Source organism: Paenibacillus sp. J31P13 (assembly GCF_056269295.1).
The window spans coordinates 45,601-68,400 of sequence record NZ_JBWDNR010000001.1 but is presented as its reverse complement, the minus strand read 5'-3'; the positions used below and the strand labels follow the sequence as shown (position 1 = coordinate 68,400).

11 protein-coding genes are annotated in these 22,800 nt (G+C 44.6%); all 11 read right to left on the bottom strand.

What is annotated here, in order from left to right:
* Window positions 1-184 precede the first annotated feature (184 nt).
* Window positions 185-2,500, bottom strand: coding sequence for a glycoside hydrolase family 95 protein (locus AC0YOD_RS00240; protein WP_475797257.1), 2,316 nt, complete (start codon window positions 2,498-2,500; stop codon window positions 185-187).
* Window positions 2,501-2,733: 233 nt separating this feature from the next.
* Window positions 2,734-5,058 carry an ABC transporter permease gene (locus AC0YOD_RS00235; RefSeq protein ID WP_475797256.1) on the bottom strand — a complete coding sequence of 775 codons (2,325 nt, stop codon included), beginning with the start codon at window positions 5,056-5,058 and terminating at the stop codon, window positions 2,734-2,736.
* A 2-nt stretch (window positions 5,059-5,060) separates the two neighbouring features.
* On the bottom strand, window positions 5,061-5,765 hold the full coding sequence (locus AC0YOD_RS00230; RefSeq protein ID WP_475797255.1) for an ABC transporter ATP-binding protein: 705 nt from the start codon (window positions 5,763-5,765) through the stop codon (window positions 5,061-5,063).
* A 334-nt stretch (window positions 5,766-6,099) separates the two neighbouring features.
* Window positions 6,100-7,014, bottom strand: coding sequence for a metallophosphoesterase family protein (locus AC0YOD_RS00225; RefSeq protein WP_475797254.1), 915 nt, complete (start codon window positions 7,012-7,014; stop codon window positions 6,100-6,102).
* On the bottom strand, window positions 7,007-7,129 hold the full coding sequence (locus AC0YOD_RS00220; RefSeq protein ID WP_475797253.1) for a hypothetical protein: 123 nt from the start codon (window positions 7,127-7,129) through the stop codon (window positions 7,007-7,009). Before AC0YOD_RS00220 ends, AC0YOD_RS00225 begins: the two co-directional genes overlap by 8 nt.
* A gap of 441 nt (window positions 7,130-7,570) precedes the next feature.
* Complete coding sequence (locus AC0YOD_RS00215; protein ID WP_475798312.1) at window positions 7,571-9,307, bottom strand: ABC transporter ATP-binding protein; 1,737 nt, start codon at window positions 9,305-9,307, stop codon at window positions 7,571-7,573.
* A 43-nt stretch (window positions 9,308-9,350) separates the two neighbouring features.
* A complete protein-coding gene (locus tag AC0YOD_RS00210) occupies window positions 9,351-11,114 on the bottom strand; it encodes an ABC transporter ATP-binding protein (protein ID WP_475797252.1) in 1,764 nt (587 codons plus the stop codon).
* A gap of 94 nt (window positions 11,115-11,208) precedes the next feature.
* Window positions 11,209-11,643, bottom strand: a complete 435-nt coding sequence (locus tag AC0YOD_RS00205; protein WP_475797251.1) for a MarR family winged helix-turn-helix transcriptional regulator — start codon at window positions 11,641-11,643, stop codon at window positions 11,209-11,211.
* A 188-nt stretch (window positions 11,644-11,831) separates the two neighbouring features.
* Window positions 11,832-12,953 (bottom strand): response regulator, encoded by a 1,122-nt coding sequence (locus AC0YOD_RS00200; RefSeq protein WP_475797250.1) that lies wholly within the window; start codon window positions 12,951-12,953, stop codon window positions 11,832-11,834.
* 3 nt (window positions 12,954-12,956) lie between these two features.
* Window positions 12,957-16,061 (bottom strand): sensor histidine kinase, encoded by a 3,105-nt coding sequence (locus AC0YOD_RS00195; protein ID WP_475797249.1) that lies wholly within the window; start codon window positions 16,059-16,061, stop codon window positions 12,957-12,959.
* A gap of 221 nt (window positions 16,062-16,282) precedes the next feature.
* Window positions 16,283-22,264 carry a X2-like carbohydrate binding domain-containing protein gene (locus tag AC0YOD_RS00190; RefSeq protein WP_475797248.1) on the bottom strand — a complete coding sequence of 1,994 codons (5,982 nt, stop codon included), beginning with the start codon at window positions 22,262-22,264 and terminating at the stop codon, window positions 16,283-16,285.
* Between the last annotated feature and the right edge of the window lie 536 nt (window positions 22,265-22,800).

Below are 22,800 nucleotides of genomic sequence, written 5' to 3'. Positions count from 1 at the left end.
AATGTTAGATTAATGAGTATGAATTTTTGCAGGAATGTGCATTATTTTGACTTTTTTTCAGGAAATTCGAAGAATCAATCATCGGAATATAAAAAAAGGCTTCCAAAGTCGCTTTCAAGACTTTAGAAACCTCTTATTGACCCTAAATACTAATAGAGTCTAACCATCTAGCCATGCATAGGTGTCACTCTTTTAGAAGCTTAATAAGGTACAGGGCACCAGGCGGAATCACAAATTGATAGGTATAATTAGTCCATTCAGCCAATACAAGTTTGTCTTCCAGATCTCGAACCTCAAGCCGTACATGGCTATAAATAGCAATCTTCCCACCGACCTCGGTACGAATCTTGGCTTCCTTTAGCTGTCCATCCAACCATTCAACATCAACAATGAACCCTCCCCTTGCCCGTAGGCCTGTAATACTGCCAGAGGGCCATTCGGAAGGAAGTGCTGGCAGCAGAACAATCTCTCCTCCATGCGATTGCAGTAACATCTCTTGAATAGCAGCTGCTCCTCCAAAGTTAGCATCAATCTGAAAGGGTGGATGATCACCAAATAAATTGGGATGAACGGCTTTACGCAATAAATCCTGCAAGCTCTTATGGGATTTATCTCCTTTACCTAGCCTCGCCCAGAAATTCGCTATCCAGGCCTGACTCCATCCTGTATGACCGCCTCCATGCGCCAATCTCCTCTCGAGGGTGCACTGAGCGGCTTCACCTAATTCAGGCATTCGATGAGCCATAATTTGTTCACCTGGATGCAGGGCGAAGAGATGTGAAATGTGGCGATGTCCAGGCTCCGCTTCCTCATAATCGATAGCCCATTCCATAATCTGACCGTGCTGACCAATCTCCGGCTTAGGAAGTCTGCTCCGAGCCTCCATCCATTCAACTTGAAGCAATGGATCAAGATCAAGAATTTCCGCTGACTCCATACAAGCGCTAAATAACGCATACAAAATCTGAGAGTCCATGGAAGGGCCAACACATAACGACCCGATTATTCCACTTTCTGATATATAACTGTTTTCTGGAGAAAGGGATGGTGCGGTTACAAGTCTGCCATTGTCATCTTCGATCAGATAATCGAGAAAAAAGAGTGATGCTTCCTTTAGCACCGGATATGCTCGTTCACGTAAAAAAGTTTGAGTACCGTTGTATCTGTAATGCTCCCATAAATGAAGGGCAAGCCAAGCACCCCCTGATGGCCAGAAGATTGCTGGAACCCACGCACTGAAAATTCCTGTTTCCGCCCATAGGTTGGTTACGGAATGTGCTACAAAGCCTCTTGCATCATATAATTTACGCGCCGTTTCTCGACCGTTAACCACCAACCGATCGATCAAATCGAACAGCGGCTCGTGACATTCCGGTAAATTGCCAGTCTCCGCTATCCAGTAATTCATCTGCAAATTGATATTTAGATGAAAATCTGATTCCCAAGGAGGTGTGAAGCTTTCATTCCATATTCCCTGTAAATTAGCCGGTAAGCTGCCAGGTCTTGAGCTTGCAATAAGCAAATAGCGTCCGTAATGATAGAACAGCGCTTCAAGACCTAGATCGACATGACCCTGCTGATAATGCAATAGCCTCTCAGAGGTAGGCTTTTCTGCAAGCTTAAGCTCATCCTTAGTATCAGAGCCTAATGTCAGTAAAACTCTAACGAATAAATGACGATGATTCTGTACATGCCTATTCCTAATCTCTTCATATGGCAATGAAGCAGCGAGCTCCGCCTGTTTGAGCGCCTCTTTGTATGGGTCAGCGCATCGGAACGAGGTCTGTGCCGCTATGATTAAAGTAACAGAATGGGCTTGGCGAATATCTAAATAGTTCCCAATAGTCTGCATCTCGCCTCCATCCACGACAGCTTGCAATACAGCTGCGTAATGAATGCCGTCAGGCCCGCATTGTCCCTTCATTGTCAAGATGCCGCATGCCTCACAGCCAAGTTCTCCCTCGAATGGCCTTCGGCTCAAACGAGCCGTCAACGTAAGAGCAGCCTGATGCGAAGCTGTCAGTCGAATAATCAAAACTTGATCTTCAGCACTTGAAAAGACCTCCCGCCGATAGTGAATAGGCTCAGACTTATATTCAGACTTATATGCAATAGTGTTGATGCCGGATTGAAGATCTAACTCTCGCTGATAGTCTGAGGCGTTGTGATGACCCTCCATCTTAATCATTAAATCACCTAGCGGCTGATAAGGTCCAAAATAATGCGGAGCATTGGTCATATTCAATAAGGCTAATCTTTCTGCTTCCTGCGGTTCTCCTTCCAGCAATAAGCGTCTAATTTCCTTAAGATTTCCTATGGATGCTGGATTATCATTCCCTATTGGACCTCCATACCAGATTGAATCTTCATTTAATTGAATTCTTTCGGTCCCAGTACCACCGAACACCATGCCGCCCAAGCGTCCATTGCCGATTGGAAATGCCTCAGTCCAAGCATTAGCAGGACGTTTCTCCATTAATCTATCATAATTAATCCCCATATCTATCACTCCTGATTAGTCCGTTCCGAACGAGGAACGAATATCTTATCATCCTTGTATTGTTGATATATGTGGCAGTATTAATTCTACTATAGAGCAAACGGTGACAAATCAAAGGTGGAATAATGACTTTGGGCAAGTAAAATTTTGACTATCTGAATCTTTATCTAAAGCTTCCATTTCTAATTTTTTGACGTTGTGAACACAACCTGATCTATAACTCCATATTCGTTTTATTCTATACTTTTCAATGATTCAATCATATTGATTTGGGACACTTTTCTCCGAAGCAGTAAATTAGAGAGAAAGGTAAGTAAGAACGCAAGAATAATAGAAATCAACATGATAGATATATTTAATTTATCTGGGATTTGCTGATGGGGACTCGATAGTGCCTTGATAATAATGGTATATATATAACCGCTTATCGGCAAAGCTACAATAACCGCAAAGGCGGTTAGTATGATGTTTTCCAAAAAGATAAGTTCCCTTATTTTATTTTTTTGATAGCCTAATACCTTCAGTGTTGCAAGCTCACGATTCCTTTCATAAATATTTATGGAGGATATCGTATATATAGCGCCAAAGGAGAGTATGACGGCACAAATGATAAACATAATGAATACAAAACTGTTTTGTTTCAAAATATATTGAGCTGTTTGCTTTAGATCATTTTTATCTGCAATTGTATCTACATGTTGATCTTTTTCAAAGAAGTTACGAACGCTTATCAGATCTGCAGAGCTATTTGCTTTAACTAAAAGCGAGGTTGGACTGTAATCTATGTCAAAGCTCTTTATATATTCTGGTGTGCTATAAAATGATGGATTCGTATACTGATTAGATATTTTTAAAACATTCATTTCTACCAATTTATTGTTAAGCTCTGGCGCTGTGAACTTTATTTGGATGGTATCGCCTTCTGCAATATGATATTTGTCAGCGTAAGATTTGGGTATGAGCACACCATTCCTTTCTATATTTATCCCTTTGTCATTTTCGTCAAAGAAATGAATAAGATCGTTTTCTTTTTCAGTAACAACTAAAGTGGCATTTTCTTTGTCATCATCTTTTATTAATGCAACAGGAATGGTGGATAACTCATGACTATTTGCAATACCGGAGGGGAGTTTTATCGTATCAGAAGAGGTTCCCATCGTATAATCTACTCTTAAATCATAGGTATACACATCTTCAACTTGGTTAGCTACTTTTATCAAAGCCATCTGGGTACCAAAAGCAGTTATCAATAAAACAGTACTTGCAACAACACCAACTGAACTCACTAAAGCTTTTTGTTTATTTAAAAATATATTTCTCAAAATGAGTTTGTAGCTGTAGGAAATATGACTCCAAATACCCGGAATCCTTTCTATAAATAGCTTCTTCATCTTCTTAGGTGGTTTAGGACGCATAACCTGGGCTGCACGTTCTTTTAATAGGGTTCTACCACTTAAGTAACAAGACAGGACTCCAAAAGCACTAGAGAAAATAATGGGAGGAATGATAGAAAATAATGAAAGTGAAAATGTAATGTCAGGCAGAGTGTAGGATCTTGCATTCGACGCTGTTATAAATGGAATAAATACTATAGCTGCAATCACATAACCTAGGATAGAACCTATTATACCTGCCAGCACAGGGTATCCCATGTAATGCAGCATGATATTTCTGTTTCTTACACCCAAAGCCTTCATAATACCTACTTGATTTCTTTGAGAATCTATTATCCTCGACATGGTAAGGAATAGGATAACCGCTTCAATCAAAAAAAGAAATAAAGGTATAACCTTACTCATCAATTTATTATTATAAATCGTTTGATTGATTTGAGAATAATTGAAAGTTCGTTCTTTACTTACTTGACTCAAATAAGGGAGTTGTTTGGATTGTAATTCAATGGATTGACCTAATTTATCAATATCGTAACCCTCTTGAGCATCGATTATGATTTCATTATAGTAAAAGCCGTCTGCGATTTCAGGTATTGTCACTTCGGCAATATACGCTACTCCGTAGGCTTTATGGTCTTGCGTTTCGTTCTTTTTTGCATGTTCAACGTTCTCAATCAAGCCGCTAATTGTAAAATTAAAACTTCTTCCATTCATATTTATACTGATCCTATCACCGACTTGAAATTGATGTTCTATTGCATAATAGGAATCCAATACGATCTCATCCTGTTTTGACGGGATACTCCCCTTTATTATCATAGGTGTATTTATTTCATTTTTTACAGGAATCGAATGAATTTTTAATAAAGCTTTATAATCGTCAAAAGCTTGCGTGGCATCAAAGGTATAACGTCCTTCTATTTTATTGATACCTCTGATTTCGCTTAAACGAGCCACATCATGGGTGGAAATTTGGGTGTAATATACATTCAAATCACTTAAATGATGCTCTTTAAAGTAAACCTTCGTATAGGAGCTAAGATTATCGCTCAACGTTACCAGCCCTGTATAGAAAAAAGCTCCTACTGCGATAACCAAAACCAAGGCTATAAGTTGTCCTATAGATTGTTTAATATCCCTTAATAATTTCAATATTAATTTCATAATCACCACTCAATCCCTTCAACACTTTGTTTTTCATCATTAATGGTAACGCTCTCTATCATTCCGCTTTTAACCCTTATCACTTTATCAGCCATCGGAGCAATTGCGGAATTATGTGTGACTACAACGACGCACTTTTTCGTATCCCTGTTCAAATCTTGAAGAAGCTTTAAGACGGACTTTCCTGTCACATAATCCAAAGCTCCTGTTGGTTCATCACAAAGTAACAGTAAAGGATTTTTGGCAACAGCTCGCGCGATAGCAACTCTTTGCTGTTCTCCTCCAGACAGTTGGGAAGGGAAGTTTTTGATACGCTCTTTTAATCCAACCTTATATAAAATATCTTTAGCATCCAGATGGTTTTTACATATTTCCGTCGCAAATTCAACATTCTCTAGAGCGTTTAAATTCGGAATTAAATTATAGAATTGAAATACAAAGCCAACTTTTTTACCACGATATTCTGTTAATTTGTTTTCGCTCAATCTTGTGATTTCATGATCACCAACAAGCACTTGACCTGAGGTTGCCGTATCCATACCGCCCAGTATATTCAAAATTGTACTTTTACCGGCACCGCTTGCACCTAAAACAACAACGAATTCTCCCTCTGTTATGGAAAAATCAACACCAGCAAGGGCCTTAATCGTCACTTCACCTATCTTGTATTCTTTCGTTACGTTTTTGAATTCAATTAGCTTTTTCACTTCTTCCATCTCCTCGTTTTCTATTTTTTAGAACTTGGTTTGACGCTACACTACTGATGCTCTGATGAGGGCAGTGCCCAAATGTCGTCATGTTCGGATCAGCTTCTTACGCTATTTTTCCATCTTATACCAAACAAAAGAATTCACTTCCCTCAGTCGATGTATTTTGCGATCGGTCTCCAGAAGGAGTTTGATCTCGTCTCCGTTATGATATTGCCAAGAGAATAGGATGAACAAACTTGCTCGCAAAAAAAAGGAGCAGCCTCTATAGGGCTGCTCCGCTTGAATCATTACTCTTTAACTAAATCCCTAACAAAAAATCACATTCCTCCTGTTACCCTATAGAGCGCTGCTGAGTCGATGCATCACTTAAACGCAACCAAGTATCAAACGTTCTTGATCCCTGTTGTAATTCTATCACTCTTGCACCAATTGGAATATCCGTATCCCATACAATATAGCTTGAAGAGCGTCCATAACAAAGGCGAATCCCATGATGCTCGCCCCAATAATCATTACCGTGATCATGCCCTGCAAAGGTCCCCATGACATCGCCCAGCTCTACCATTGCGGCGAATAAACCGCTGTTGATGCGAGGGCAAGAAACCCCTTCTCTCTTTTCGCCGTGACAGTCAGCCGTATCCCATACCTCTTGATACTCCGGCAGTGGAATATGGAAGAAAGCCAGGGAAGGAATAGGTTGACCTCCATTCTGATCCTTGAATGCCACCGATTGTGCCGCATACCAGTCAATTTGATCTCTGCGAATCCAATCGTACCCAGGAACCTGTGGGAGCGGCGAATAACTTCCACTATCCAAAAAATATAAAACTGCCGCTATGCGTTCATCATTTCCACGTATTTTCAACACATAATTACCTACGCCGCTGACATGCTCAGCCGTCCGTTCAGCAGCGCAATAGCTATGGCTCAGTTGAATGTCCATCAGCTGTTCCCGAGTGATTCCTGCTTCCGAGTCGTGATTGCCGAATATAGCAACCCACGGAACGTTCAGCTCTTCCATAGTCGATACTACATTCCGGAATGACTGCTCTGGATCGCTGCAGCGCAAACTGCCAATAACGTCGCCGGCAAATACAACAAGATCAGGCTGCTCCGCATCAATGACGGTTCGCATCATGTTAGCCGTTCGTTCATTAAGCTCGGCGGCATCGTCCATATACTCGGTATCAGAAAACTGAACAATTTTGAATGTACCGTCGGTACGAAACCTTAACGCTTTATCCATTTCCAATCTCCCCTTCATAAAACGTTCTTAGACCAACATGCACAAATAATCCAAACTCCCAGGATTGATACTCGAGCTGTTTCGAGGTTGGTTTAATGTTAGAATTTGCTCTCATCTTTTGCACCTCATCTTCATGAATGGAGTATTTTTATTCGCACTAGGAAATAATCCAATTCCTGATACCCTGCCTCTAGAGCAATTTCATATACTTTTTTTATCGGAATAAAGTAAAAACTCTTTAGCCTTTTCCATGCGCACGTTCAACAAATAATCATTAAAGGGGATGCCTCCTTCGGCCTTAAACAGCCTGCCTAACTCGAACCATTATCGTAATGACCGAGTTCTCACCATTATGAAAACTCTATCCATTGTCAAACTGCTATTTTTATCGCTCCAATCCTTACTTTTTCTTTATTAAATGTGGTTTTATGATAATTTTTTTGAAATCTGAAAAGCATGACTAATTGCTGCTAAAGACAAAAAAAGAAGCCAGACCGATAATGAATCGACCCAGCCTCCTATTTGTTTCAATGTTATCTTCAAGCATACGTTCGTGTTATAAGACAGCTTCCGCAGTCTCGAACTGGCTATTGTACAAATCAGCATAGAAGCCGTTCGCCGCAAGCAGCTCTTGGTGATTACCGCTCTCGATAATATCGCCGTCCTTCATGACCAGGATGATGTCGGCGTTCTTAATCGTGGACAAGCGGTGTGCAATAACGAAAGATGTTCTTCCCGCCATCAGCCGGTCCATCGCTTCCTGAATCAAAAGTTCCGTTCTCGTATCGACAGAGCTCGTCGCCTCATCGAGGATGAGCAGCGGAGCGTTAGCAATGAGCGCTCTTGCAATGGTGATGAGCTGCTTCTGACCTGCGGAAAGGTTCACTTGCTCGTTCAATATCGTGTCATAACCATGCGTTAACGTCCGGATAAAATGGTCAATGCCTACGGCTTTGCAAACGGCCTTCACTTGGGCATCGGTAACCCCCTGCTTGTTGAAGACGATATTTTCTTTGATCGTCCCCTCGAACAGCCATGTATCCTGAAGCACCATACAAAACTGCTCATGAACATTTTCCCGAGGAAGCTCATGGATCGGAACGCCATCGATGGCGATTTCCCCACCGTTCAGCTCATAGAATCGCATCAGCAAATTAACAATTGTCGTCTTCCCTGCACCCGTCGGCCCAACGATGGCGATCTTCTGACCGGGCAAAGCACGGGCCGAGAAATCGTGAATGATGAGCTTATTCGGATCATATCCGAAGGAAACGTTCCGGAACTCGACCTGCCCCTTAACATCCTTAAGCACCTTCGATTTATGCTTCTCGTCCTCGAGCTCCTTCTCTTCCAAAAATTCAAAAACACGTGCGGCTGCAGCTGCAGTCGATTGCAGACTTGTCGCAGCCTGTGCAATTTGCCCTAAAGGCTGCGTGAACAGCCGGACATATAGCATGAAAGCGACGATAACACCAAAAGAAATATGACCATTCATCGCTAATGCTCCGCCGACGATACAGACCGACACATAGCCGAAGTTTCCGACAAACATCATAAGCGGCATCGTCAAGCCAGATAAAAATTGCGACTTCCATGAGCTTTCATATAATTTATTATTAATTTCATTAAAGGTTTCTTTCGCCTTCTGTTCTCCATTATAGACCTTAACGACATCATAGCCCGAATATATTTCTTCGACATGGCCATTCATCGCACCAAGGTTCGCCTGCTGGTGAACGAAATGCGTTTGCGACTTTTTGATCATCACGGTCATGAAAGCAAATCCTAGAAACGTTGAAATGATCGCTGTCAACGTCATCCATACGTTCGTATAGAACATCATAACCAAGGAGCCGACGAGCATCGTAACGGAAGTGACCAGCATCCCCACGCTCTGATTCATCGTTTGCCCGATCGTATCGATATCGTTCGTGACGCGGCTCAGTACGTCGCCGTTGCTGTTGGAATCGAAATATTTTAACGGAAGCTTGTTGATCTTCTGTGAGATGCGCGTACGCAAGCTTCTCGTTACCCTCTGCGTTACCGTAGCCATAATATAACCTTGGAAGAACGAGAAAATAACGCTTAATCCGTAAAGAACGGCAAGCAGTATGCCGATGTTGCGAATCGCATTCATGTCGATTTCGCCCATTAACCCTTTGGTAATATGATCCGTCATGTCTTTCAACTTGCTTGGCCCGACAATTGTAAATATCGTGCCCACAACGGAAAGCAGCAGAGCCATGACAATAAGAGGAATGTACGGCTTGCAATACGCGACGAGCTTGCCCATTGTGCCTTTGAAATCGATGTTTTGCTTGGTAGCGACCTGTTGTTTAGCCAATTTCAAGCTCCTCCTTCGATAACTGAGAGTTCGCGATCTGACGATATACCTCGCAGGTCTGAAGCAGCTCTTGATGTGTGCCTCTTCCTACGATCTTGCCTTCGTCGAGTACGAGTATGAGATCGGCTTCCTTGATCGTTCCGATTCGCTGCCCTACAATCAGGTTGGTAGCTCCGGCTGTTTCTTGCTTCAACATGGAGCGTAGTTGGCGGTCGGTCTTGTAATCAAGCGCTGAGAAGGAATCATCGAAAATGTAAATGTCAGGCTTACGGTAGATAGCCCTAGCGATGGATAACCGCTGCTTCTGGCCGCCGGACAAGTTCGAGCCGCCTTGCGAGATACTGCCCTCGTACCCGCCTTCCAGCTTCTCGACAAACTCTTGGCCCTTGGCGATCGCTACCGCTTTCTTCACATCATCCGCCGACCCTGCCACTCGCCCATTGTCGCCATAGGCGACGTTGGACGTCACAGTTCCGCTGAACAATACGGCTTTCTGAGGAACGTAGCCGAGCTTGTTATGTAGATCTCTCAGTGCATACTCCTTCACGTTTATGCCCCCAACAAGCACCTCTCCATCTATCACATCGTAAAACCTCGGAATTAAGTTCATCATTGTACTCTTACCGCTGCCCGTGGAGCCGATGAACGCAACCGTCTCTCCCCTGCGCGCAACGAAGCTGATATCCCTAAGCACATATTCATCCGAATCCGCATACTTGAAGCTGACATTCCGGAATTCAATCTCTCCTGCTTTCGCGGCATTAGTCGATTTCGAATTGCCATCCTTGATGCTTGGTTCCGTATTTAATACTTCCATGACACGCTTGGCAGCAACCGACGCCCGCGGCAGCATGAAGAAAACCATCGATAACATCATAAAGGCCATGACAATCTGCATGGCATAGGAAGAGAAGATGACCATGTCGCTGAATAAGCCTAGCCTAGCCACTGTATCCGCACCATTGATCAGATAGGCGCCGATCCAATAAATCGCCAAGCTTAATCCGCTCATGATCAGACTCATAACCGGCATCATTAATGCCATTAATCGGCTTGTGAACAGATTTGCATCGGTTAACTCCCGATTCGCGTGATCGAACTTCGCTTCTTGGCTCGGTCCCGCATTATAAGCACGAATGACTCGCAGACCATGAAGCCCTTCCCTCGTTACTCGATTCAGTTGGTCCGTTAATCCTTGAATCATTCTGAACTTCGGCATGGCGAACAAAATAACGATCGCGATCATAAAAAGAAGCAGCGCAACCGAAATGCCGGACGATAGCGTCCATTGCCAACTCTTGCTTGAGATTTTCACAATTGCCCAGCCTGCCAAAATAGGCGCTTTAATCATTACTTGCAGCCCCATCGCTACGATCGTTTGTACTTGCGTAATATCGTTCGTGGAACGCGTAATGAGGCTTGCCGTCGAGAATTGGTTCATCTCCGCCATTGAGAACGATTCAACCTTGTCGAAGAGCAGGCTCCTAAGCCTCTTAGCGAGTGATGCGGCGCTCTTCGCAACCAAATAGACAACGATGAAGGATGCAATTAAGCTTCCAATGGCACACAGCATCATATAGGCGCCTGGCTCCCATACCTGGCTTAAGGAGCTGCCTTCCGTCTGCACCAGCTTGGTGATTTCTGCCAAATAATCAGGAAGCTTGAGATCGAGCCATACTTGGAACACGATAAATGCTGTGCTGATGATGATAAACCAAACATTTTTGGGATTAAAATACTTCAAAATCTTTATCATTTATCGAACGCTCCTTCTCCAAGTTGTTAGCCATAAAACTGTAAGCCTGCTAACAATATTACATTATTTAAAGCCGTCCTAACAACTTTGACGACTAGTCTAGATTCTTTTTGATTTTATCGAGCACGTTAAAAAAAGTATCCATCTCCTCTTGCGATAGTCCTTTCTTTAATTCACACTCCAATTCTGCGTATTTTAATATAATCGATTTATGGTATTCGATGGCTAGAGGCGTAAGAATAATCCTCTTTAACCTTGCATCATGGGGGACAGATTGTCTCTTTATGAGATTGTTTTTCTCCATCAATTGCAAAATCTTACTCGCGGTCGAACGTCGGATCGTGAAATGGCTCTCAAAATCGCGTTGGAAAACCTCCTTGTCCTGGTTATCGACAAAGTACTTCAGAACCCATCCATGCATGCCGGTCAATTGATCGCCATATTTTTGATTCATAAACCCGCTAACCTGTCTCTGCAGCATATTTCTTAGCGTTCTAAGTTCTAGCGCAACCGATCTGTCTGCGTTCATTTCGACCTCCCTTTTTCGGTATTTAATTCCATATCTAGCTTCATTTTAACACACTATTTGTTAGGCAACCAACATAATTTCGACTACTTGAATTCAAAAAAAACAGCATCTCTACCGTTTCTGATTAAACGTATATGGAAAGAGCGCATCGCTGACAGCGATGCGCTCTTTCCACATTAGACATTGATTTACGGAGAAAGGGCTAGCGGATCGCCATTTCGGATGGCCGCCGCAATTCGAGGATCTGGCACCGTCCCCAGTTCCTGCTTGAGCATTTGCTCAAGACTGCGGTACTGGCGAACCGCCTCGTTCATCCTCCCATTCGCCATATAGATACGGATCGCTTCTAGGCTAATATCTTCCCGAAGCGGATCGAGCTTTAAAATCGCCTCAAAATAATGCAGAGCATAATTTGGTTGACCACACTCCGAATAATGTTTTCCCGCCTGTTCCAACAATTCAATGAATTCGCGCTCAAGCTGCCTGCTCTGAGAGATAGCCCACTCATATCCTTTGCTTTTCAGAAAGGCCCCTGTATATAGGTCTTCCGCTTGTCTGATCAGATTCAGTGCGCTAATACCTTGTTCCTGCCTGATTTGCTTAACTAACCGCTTAAACTCGTATAGATCGCATTCCATATGCTCCTCTTCGATCCATATTTCCTTGCGATAAGCATTAATGGGATTTTTCAATTGGCTTTCACTGATTGCCTTTCGAATATAATACAGGGTGGAATTTAGATTTTTAATTGCCTTTTCCTGTTCAAGCCCGCTCCATAACGTATCAATAATTTCTTCACGACTCACTTTGCCCTTATAAATCAGATAGACAAGCAGCTCTTCTGTTTTGGGACTTCTCAGTCTCAACAGACTCCGGCTCTCGTCCTGCCGATGCAGTTGCAATCCGTTGAACATTCGGACAGAAAGCAATGATTCAGAAACCTTGACGGCAGTCTTGCTTCCGGCGCGCTCCAACGTACGGGCTACACGCTCAGTCGTAACGGGCTTCATCAAATAATCGAGCGCGTTCATGTCGAAGGCCTGAACGGCATATTCATCGTAGCCGGTTACAAATACGATATGAATCTCTTGATCATGGGATCTAAGGCGTGCACTTAAGGACATCCCGTCAATCTCAGGCATCGAAATATCAAGAAATACGATATCAAGCGGATTCTCTCTTGCGTAATCGTAAGCCTCCAGTGGATTGAGGAACGTTCTGCATACATCGACAGTTCCGCTTTCAGACAAAATTCTATTTAATCGTTTTACTGATAACAACTCATCATCCACGATAATGGCTCGCAGCATTAGTCACCTCTCCAATCGGTTGCGCAGCTGTACCGGAATGTCGAAAGAAATCGATGTCCCGATCCCTTCACGGCTGCTAATATGAATCTGATGTCCATAGATCAACTTGATACGCCTGTCGATATTCCATAATCCGACGCCTCTGCGCTCTCCATTCGTTCTTAATATCTCCTCAAGCTTCTGCTCGCTCATTCCGCGTCCATTGTCCTCAACATGAAACCTGACCGTTCCACCCTGTTCCGTAATCGTAATGTTGACTTTCCCCCCCGCCAAATTCGACATCAACCCATGACGAATCGCGTTCTCCACCAGAGGCTGAAGAATAAGCGGAGGAATCAGAACCATCAGATTCGCGTTCACATCATAGTCCACCTGCAGGCGGTCGCCGAACCGAGCCTGCTCGATATGAACGTAAGCCTCAACTAGCTTCAGTTCACTATCCAGTGTCGTTAACGAGTCCAATTGCTTAAAGTCGAAGCTGCTACGCAAATATTGCGAGAGATGCAGCGTCAATTCCTCAGCGCGTTCCGGCTCGTCCACGCATAGTTCGGCTATAGAATTGAGGGCGTTGTAAAGAAAATGTGGTTTGATCTGAGAGCGCAGGAAAGCCATTTCAGCATCCCTGGCTGTTTTCATAGAAGCCTTCAAGCGGGTCAAGCTTCTTACTCGTGCCATCAACTCCTCCGCTTCAAACGGCTTTCCAACAAAATCATTGGCTCCCATCTCCATCGATACTTTCATATCGTTGACTCTATTCTTAGCCGTTAGCATCAAGACGGGGAGTTCGAAGATCGAATACCTTTCCCTAATTTTCCGGAGCACCTCATATCCCGACATATCAGGCATTGAGATATCCAGAAGCACCAGGAAGAAATCCGATCGCCTTGCGATCTCTTCAAGCGCCATTTCTCCTCGATTCACAACTACAAAAGAGTAGCCTTCCAGTTTCAAAAGATTGGTCATAGACTGTAAATTGGCAAAATCATCGTCTACAACAAGAATCGTCTCATCAATGTCGCCTGTCACGCAGAACGGATATTCCGTGAGAACATGCAGCGCATCCGTCTCTGGTACATCGGCCAGACGGATCTTGACGGTTCTGTCACCTTTCATAACCAGCGGCAGCGTAAACCTAAACTCAGAGCCCTGCCCTGGAGCAGAATCTACGTCAATCGTGCCGCCGTGCAGTTCGACCAGTTTCTTCGTTATACTGAGTCCAAGTCCTGTCCCTGCATCTGGAGAAGGGATATCATCGGCAACTTGCTCGAAAGCCTGAAATATTTTACTCTTCATATGCTCCGCAACACCGATTCCCGAATCACGCACGCTCACCTCAACGTGATTCCGGGCCAATCTAGCGTTAACTTCCACAAAACCCTGATCAGTGAACTTGATCGCGTTCCCAATTAAATTATGTAAGATTTGCTGAAGCCGATTGCCATCCGCATATACCGGCGGCAGCGTGACATCCACTTTATTCACTATCGCTATCTCTTTGCCACCCAGCAGGAAGGAATGCATGCGAATGACGGAATCGACGGCTGGAGCAAGATCTACTGAGCTGCGATACAACGCAATATCTCCATGCTTTAGTTTGGAGTAATCGAGCAAATCATTAACAAGCAGGCTTAACCTTCTTCCGCTGCCCATAACAATGGCAAGATTCCGGGCTTGTCCCGCGTTCATCGGCCCCTCTGCACCTTTAATCAATGTATCGGTAATGCTTACGATCGCATTCAATGGCGTCTTCAACTCATGGGATGTATCAGACAGGAAGTCATCCTTAATTTTGTCCAACTGAACCAATTGATTTTTCATCTCGTTGATCGTGTGATAAGCCTCAAAAAAACGGAGCACAATGAGACAGATCATGATGAGATTAAAGAACACGATATAAAACTGGCAAAGCCACAGGCTTTCTTTCCAGGATAAAGCAAGCAAAATAATGTCCAATGAATACAGGTTGATAGTCAAAATCGCTACGAACCACAACAAGGATTTGATTCGGTCTCTCCCTTTGCTTTTAACATATAACGCGGCAACTTTAACCAGCATCCAAATCAACATAAACTCATATATGCCGACGACATATCCTTGAAAGGACATATACGTGTGCATTGGCAGTATGACAATCAGAACCACAAAACTGCCTAGCACAACAGTTATTAATTGAATAAGCTTCCATGAAATCAGACTTTTTTGCATTTGATAGAAGACAATAGCCAGTATAATTAAACAAACAATAGAGGATATATCCTTCGATTTATATAAAACCTGAAACGGCAAATCGGGTAAAAGCAGTAAAAGAGACCTTTCTCCAATCAGTCCGTGATAAATCGAAAACAACGTACAGATGAACGAAAACGCCAGCAGCAAATAATCCTTCCTATGAAACATCATCGCTACAGCGAAGCAAATGAGGTAAATAAGAGCCAATGTCCCCAGTATCGCAAGAATAACGAACTCACCCATCAGAGTCTTATTCTCATGCCCCACCATCGCCGACTGTTCCCCGAAAAATAGCGAGAGTGGAATACCACCGTTAATATAATCGTAATTGGAAACTTGTACGATAATCTCGATTTCTCCTTGCTCGGATGCAAAAAAGCCCAACTGTGGAACATTCCCCGACTGGTACTGCGCAGGCTGCATTGTCGTCTTGCCATCTTCCAACAAACGATGTCCATTGACAAAGATGACACTTGAAAATCGAATATTCGTTTTTTTGATTGCGAATAAGCCTTCGACAGGCACATTTTTTAATACGACTCGGTATGTAGCAGATCCATAGGCAGGCAGCGGGCTTCCGAAATCATCTATGCGATTCCAAGTGGAAGGCACTTTCACATATATTTTATCTTCGGATAGCAGCCCATCGCTAGAAGCTTTGAAGTCCGCCGGAGTCAGCAATTGGTTCCAATAAAATTGCCATTCGCCGTCCAATCTGATTCTGCCATCTTGTTTGTAATCCCATGAGGATAAATCCATGATGCCGTTATGGACTTGCGGATCGTATGAACGCTTCCCATTATCCATGTAAATAGACAGCGGAATGAGCAGAATAGAGATTATACTGATGAGACAAATCATCAGAACTTTTCTTAACACCGCTTTCTCCCCTTTCTCTAACAAGCTACAACTGATCTTCCGCATACAGCCAGTGCATATACATGGCGTAGTCACATCGAGAAATGGAATGAACAGCCACTATCGTAATTATATTGATTCCGATATTGGAGTAAAGAAATATTTCATTTTTGTCTGCCCTACTTACAAAATCAGCTCGACCACATTTTGTGATCGAGCTGAACCTGCAGTATTTCATTTCATTAAATGAGATCCGATTTTTCCAACAGACGTTTCATCATGACGGCTACTTCAGCACGTGTAATGCTAGCTTGCGCCGCAAGATCCGAATTGCTTTTACCCACTACAATTCCAGCTTGGATACAGTCAGCAATGCCCTGCTTCGCCCAGTTAGACATGTTTGCCAGTCCAAATGACCGAAGCAGTTTGTCCATCTCTTCCATTGGAAGCTTTTCTTTCAATTGCGTGAGTTTCATAGCTTTAGAGATCATCACCATCGCTTGCTCACGAGTCAACTTGTCATTCGGCCTGAACGTACCATCTTCAAACCCGCTAATCAAGTGATACGCATGTGCTGTACCTATTGCATGATTATACCAATCATTTTGGTTGACATCTGAGAAAGGCTCTTTTTCGGCTGTCGGCTTCAAACCAAGAGCGCGAACAAGAATCGTTGCAAATTCGGCGCGGGTCATGTCTTGACTAGGATCGAAATTCCCATTTCCTCTGCCATCCACGATCATTCGGGAGCCCATATCATTAATGGCATCCTTCGCCCAGTGACTCGCAACATCCGCAAACTCGATTGGATGCCATACAACCGCATAAGTGCTGTTTGTCAAACTATTCATTTGTGCAAAATACTGTCCGTCAACCACGATGACCTTGGTTGGTACATGACGTACGCTGCCATCCGGCTCGACTACAATGCCTGTTGTAATACCACTGCGCAGGATTTCATCAGAAAGTGCAATCTGCCGCTTAACATAAGTGCTAAATTGCGTCACTTCGACTACTCGATCCCCGTAGCTCGCACTGACTTTAAAATCAACCGGAGGCATGAGAATCGTAAACTCTCCTTTTCTAGCAGCGGTTTCTACGATGCTTGCCATAGCTTGTGAAGACTTGTCAATCTCAATACGAATGCTTATGTCCTGTAAGGAAATAGAGTCGCCCAACTGTCTTTGAATACCGTCGATATCGATTTGAATTGCAGGCAGTAAGTAGCTTGCTTTGTCGGTTTTGAGCTCCAGGGTAGCTTGCTTGTTCTCCATAGCCTTCACCATATTGCCTTTTAATTCCCCAACGACAATGTCGGATATGGCATTCATTAGAATCGTAATAACCGGATTTTGCCCTTCCTTTACCAACCTATCAGCTAATTTGGCTTGATCGACCGCAATCGTTATAACCGATTGGTTATTTCTTTTGCTTTGCGTTACAATCCCCGCGCTAACCACTTGTCCATTCACATAAATATCTGCAGAGTTATTAGGCTCAGTAGGCTGTGGCCCGTTAATAATTGGCGGACTAATAATGGTCGTATCACTAATCGTGACTACCAGCGTCTGGTTGGCTCCACCACTGAATTGGAATGTCAATGTTGTCGTGCCTAACGGCAGTCCAGCCAAGTATGCTTTCTTGATCGTTACGCTGTTGCCTGTTACTGTGTAGTCCGTATTCAGCGTGAGTGCTTGACCACCTTGCGTAATACCGCTTAGCGTGTTGCCGTTTAACGTCAGCGTTGTCGTTACATCCGACTGGGCAGATGCTTTTTTATCGAAGTTCGCCGTTACTGGGCTGATCACACTATTGTTCGGTGTCGTATCGCTGACCGTGATCGCCAGCGTCTGGTCGGCTCCGCCGCTAAATTGGAACGTCAGTATTGACGTGCCTAATGGCAGTCCCGCCAAGTATGCTTTCTTGATCGTTACGCTGTTGCCTGTTACTGTGTAGTCCGTATTCAGCGTGAGTGCTTGACCGCCTTGCGTAATACCGCTTAGCGTGTTGCCGTTTAACGTCAGCGTTGTCGTTACATCCGACTGGGCCGAAGTCTTCTTATCGAAGTTCGCTGCTACTGGGCTTATCGTGCTGGTGTTCGGCGTCGTATCGCTGACCGTGATCGCCAGCGTCTGGTCGGCTCCGCCGCTGAATTGGAACGTCAGCGTTGTCGTGCCTACCGGCAGTCCCGCCAAGTATGCTTTCTTAATGGTTACCGTGCTGCCCGTTACTGTGTAATCGGTATTCGGTACGAGTGCTTGACCGCCTTGGGTAATGCTACTTAGCGTGTTGCCGTTTAACGTCAGCGTTGTCGTTACATCCGACTGGGCCGAAGTCTTCTTATCGAAGCTCGCCGTTACTGGGCTGATCACGCTATTGTTCGGTGTCGTATCACTAATGGTGATCGCCAGCGTCTGGTCGGCTCCACCGCTGAATTGGAATGTCAATGTTGTCGTGCCTAATGGCAGTCCAGCCAAGTATGCTTTCTTGATCGTTACGCTGTTGCCTGTTACTGTGTAGTCCGTATTCAGCGTGAGTGCTTGACCGCCTTGCGTAATACCGCTTAGCGTGTTGCCGTTTAACGTCAGCGTCGTCGTTACATCCGATTGAGCCGATGTTTTCTTATCGAAGTTCGCTGCTACTGGACTGATCACGCTATTGTTTGGCGTTGTATCGCTGACCGTGATCGCCAGCGTCTGGTCGGCTCCGCCGCTGAATTGGAACGTCAGTGTTGACGTGCCTACCGGCAGTCCCGCCAAGTATGCTTTCTTAATGGTTACCGTGCTGCCCGTTACTGTGTAATCGGTATTCGGTACGAGTGCTTGACCGCCTTGGGTAATGCTACTTAGCGTGTTGCCGTTTAACGTCAGCGTTGTCGTTACATCCGACTGGGCCGAAGTCTTCTTATCGAAGCTCGCTGATACTGGGCTTATCGTGCTGTTATTCGGCGTCGTATCACTAATTGTGATCGCCAGTGTCTGGTCGGCTCCGCCGCTAAATTGGAACGTCAGTGTTGACGTGCCTAATGGCAGTCCCGCCAAGTATGCTTTCTTAATGGTTACCGTGCTGCCCGTTACTGTGTAATCGGTATTCGGTACGAGTGCTTGACCGCCTTGCTTAATACTGCTTAGTGTATTTCCGTTTAACGTCAGTGTTGTTGTTACATCCGACTGGGCAGATGCTTTTTTATCGAAGCTCGCCGTTACTGGGCTGATCACACTATTGTTCGGCGTTGTATTAACAACCGTAACTACCAGTGTCTGATCGGCTCCGCCGCTAAATTGAAACGTCAGTGTTGACGTGCCTACCGGCAGTCCGGCTAAGTATTCTTTCTTAATCGTTACGGTGCTTCCCGATATCGTATAGTCCATATCCAGATCGAGCGCTTGGCCACCTTGCGTAATACCGCTTAGCGTGTTGCCGTTTAACGTCAACGCTGTCGTTACATCCGACTGGGCAGATGCTTTTTTATCGAAGCTCGCCGTTACTGGGCTGATCACACTATTGTTCGGCGTTGTATTAACAACCGTAACTACCAGTGTCTGGTCGGCTCCGCCGCTAAATTGAAACGTCAGTGTTGATGTGCCTACCGACAGTCCAGCCAAGTATGCTTTGTTAATCGTTACGCTGTTGCCTGTTACTGTGTAGTCCGTATCCAGTGTTAGTGCTTGACCGCCTTGCGTAATGCTGCTTAATGTGTTGCCGTTTAACGTCAACGCTGTCGTTACATCCGACTGGGCAGATGCTTTTTTATCGAAGCTCGCCGTTACTGGGCTGATCACACTATTGTTCGGCGTCGTATCACTAATGGTGATCGCCAGTGTCTGGTCGGCTCCGCCGCTGAATTGGAATGTCAATGTTGACGTGCCTACCGGCAGTCCCGCCAAGTATGCTTTGTTAATCGTTACGCTGTTGCCTGTTACTGTGTAGTCCGTATCCAGTGTTAGTGCTTGACCACCTTGCGTAATGCTGCTTAATGTGTTGCCGTTCAACGTCAGCGTTGTCGTTACATCCGACTGGGCGGATGCTTTTTTATCGAAGCTCGCCGTTACTGGGCTGATCACACTATTGTTCGGTGTCGTATCACTTATCGTGATCGCCATTGTCTGATCGGCTCCGCCGCTAAATTGGAACGTCATTGTTGACGTGCCTACCGGCAGTCCCGCCAAGTATTCTTTCTTAATCGTTACGCTGTTGCCTATTACTGTGTAATCCGTATCCAGCGTAAGTGCTTGACCACCTTGCGTAATGCTGCTTAATGTGTTGCCGTTTAACGTCAACGCTGTCGTTACATCCGACTGGGCCGAAGTCTTTTTATCGAAGCTCGCCGTTACTGGGCTGATCACACTATTGTTCGGTGTCGTATCACTTATCGTGATCGCCAGCGTCTGGTCGGCTCCGCCGCTAAATTGGAACGTCAGTGTTGACGTGCCTACCGGCAGTCCGGCTAAGTATTCTTTCTTAATCGTTACGGTGCTTCCCGATATCGTATAGTCCATATCCAGATCGAGCGATTGGCCGCCTTGCGTAATGCTGTTGAGTGTGTTGTCTTTTAACGTCAGCGTCGTCGTTACATCCGACTGGGCAGATGCTTTTTTATCGAAGCTCGCCGTTACTGGGCTGATCACACTATTGTTCGGCGTCGTATCACTAATGGTGATCGCCAGTGTCTGGTCGGCTCCGCCGCTGAATTGGAATGTCAATGTTGACGTGCCTACCGGCAGTCCCGCCAAGTATGCTTTGTTAATCGTTACGCTGTTGCCTGTTACTGTGTAGTCCGTATTCAGCGTGAGTGCTTGACCACCTTGCGTAATGCTGCTTAATGTGTTGCCGTTCAACGTCAGCGTTGTCGTTACATCCGACTGGGCGGATGCTTTTTTATCGAAGCTCGCCGTTACTGGGCTGATCACACTATTGTTCGGTGTCGTATCACTTATCGTGATCGCCATTGTCTGATCGGCTCCGCCGCTAAATTGGAACGTCATTGTTGACGTGCCTACCGGCAGTCCCGCCAAGTATTCTTTCTTAATCGTTACGCTGTTGCCTATTACTGTGTAATCCGTATCCAGCGTAAGTGCTTGACCACCTTGCGTAATGCTGCTTAATGTGTTGCCGTTTAACGTCAACGCTGTCGTTACATCCGATTGAGCCGATGTTTTCTTATCGAAGTTTCCTGTGTTCGGTGTAAGAACAGAGTCCTGAATTTGCCCCAAGCGTTGATATACACCCATACTTCCCACCGCAACTACGGAGCGACCAGCTTCAATCACATCGAAGAAATCGCCACTGGCTCCAGAAATAGACTCACTCGTCCAATTTACCGTATCGTTTGACGTCTGGATCCCTGCATCTATTCCTACCGCAACAAAAAGGCCATCATCGATGTTTGCATATGTCAATTTTTTAAAATACATGCCGTTGATCAAACTATTTATTGATACCACTGGCATAGGAGACAAATCTAAATCGCTTGTGGAAAAACGATACACCCCAGAGAAGTTAGATACTATACCCGTATGATCATTACTTGCGATCGAATTCAATCCCCCCATCATTGAGGAAGAAAGCACTTTTCTGTTCCATGTTAAACCGTCCTTCGAGGTTACGATGGCGTCATTCCCCATAAACATACCCGGCAATGTCTCATAGTAGCCAACCGCTACAAAATGCCCGTTAATAAAGCGCACCTCGGCAATTTGACTCAAAGCTTTAACCGGAGTGCTCCACGTTACACCGTCCCTAGACGATGCCATTTCTCCAAAAAAGCTGGAAGCAACATACATGCCATTTCCATATGAAATAGATGAAATCGAGTATTGCGGTGGCTTTACGATCGTTTGTCCCGTCCAATCGACTCCGTCAGTCGAAAATAAAAAAGTGGAACCTGTCTGGCTGTTATTAAAAAAGTTAGCTCCAATGACAAACTGCCCATTAAGGAATTCAATCGTATTGAGCGGCTTAGTCTGGTTATCGATCTGCTTCTGTTCCACCCAGTTAACCAAGTCAGTCGAAGTGACGATCTTAGGATTACTGCCGCTTGTAAGTGCCACATACATGTTGTTGCCATAAGCAATGCTCGAGAGGCTAATCGAGCTTTTTTTGATCCACTTTTCCGCAGGTGCTCCGCTTACCTTCGCAATTCCCGGATTTACCATACTGAATAAATTGAATAATAAGGCACTGGCCATTACAATTGCCATCGCTTTTCTCATTGCTTTACGCACGTTTACCTACTCCTTCAATTCATGATTATATTTTGTCTTACTATCAATTGATTATCGCCTGCCGCTAAGCCTCCTCCTGAAATAAGTCAATAGTCCTGACGATTCGACTTCATTAGCTGTTAATCGACAAAAGTATACCAAGCTGCAATAAACAAAAAATAAACAACATGTTCCTGTATCTATCCTGAGAATAAGCGAAAAGCTGTTCGCGGTTTCGAAGCTGCGGATTGAACTAACAATTCGTATTTTTGATGGATTGTTTCTGAGAGGAAGCTTTTATTGCCGAGGGATCGTGTGCGGGTACTTCTCAAACGCATTAGGCATAAGCTGATATATGTCATTTTGAGAGGATGTTTTCATATGTTTCCTTTTCGACCTGGATTACATCAATTCCCATATTCGGATTACAGGTTCACTCACCCCGGGTACTACTATTCCCCTTATACCGAAGGCAGCTGGCTCTGGTGGCGGGGCGCTAATGGATCGGACGAAAGACGAAAGCTATCATATGCATCTGCCTGAGCAGCAGCGGCTTA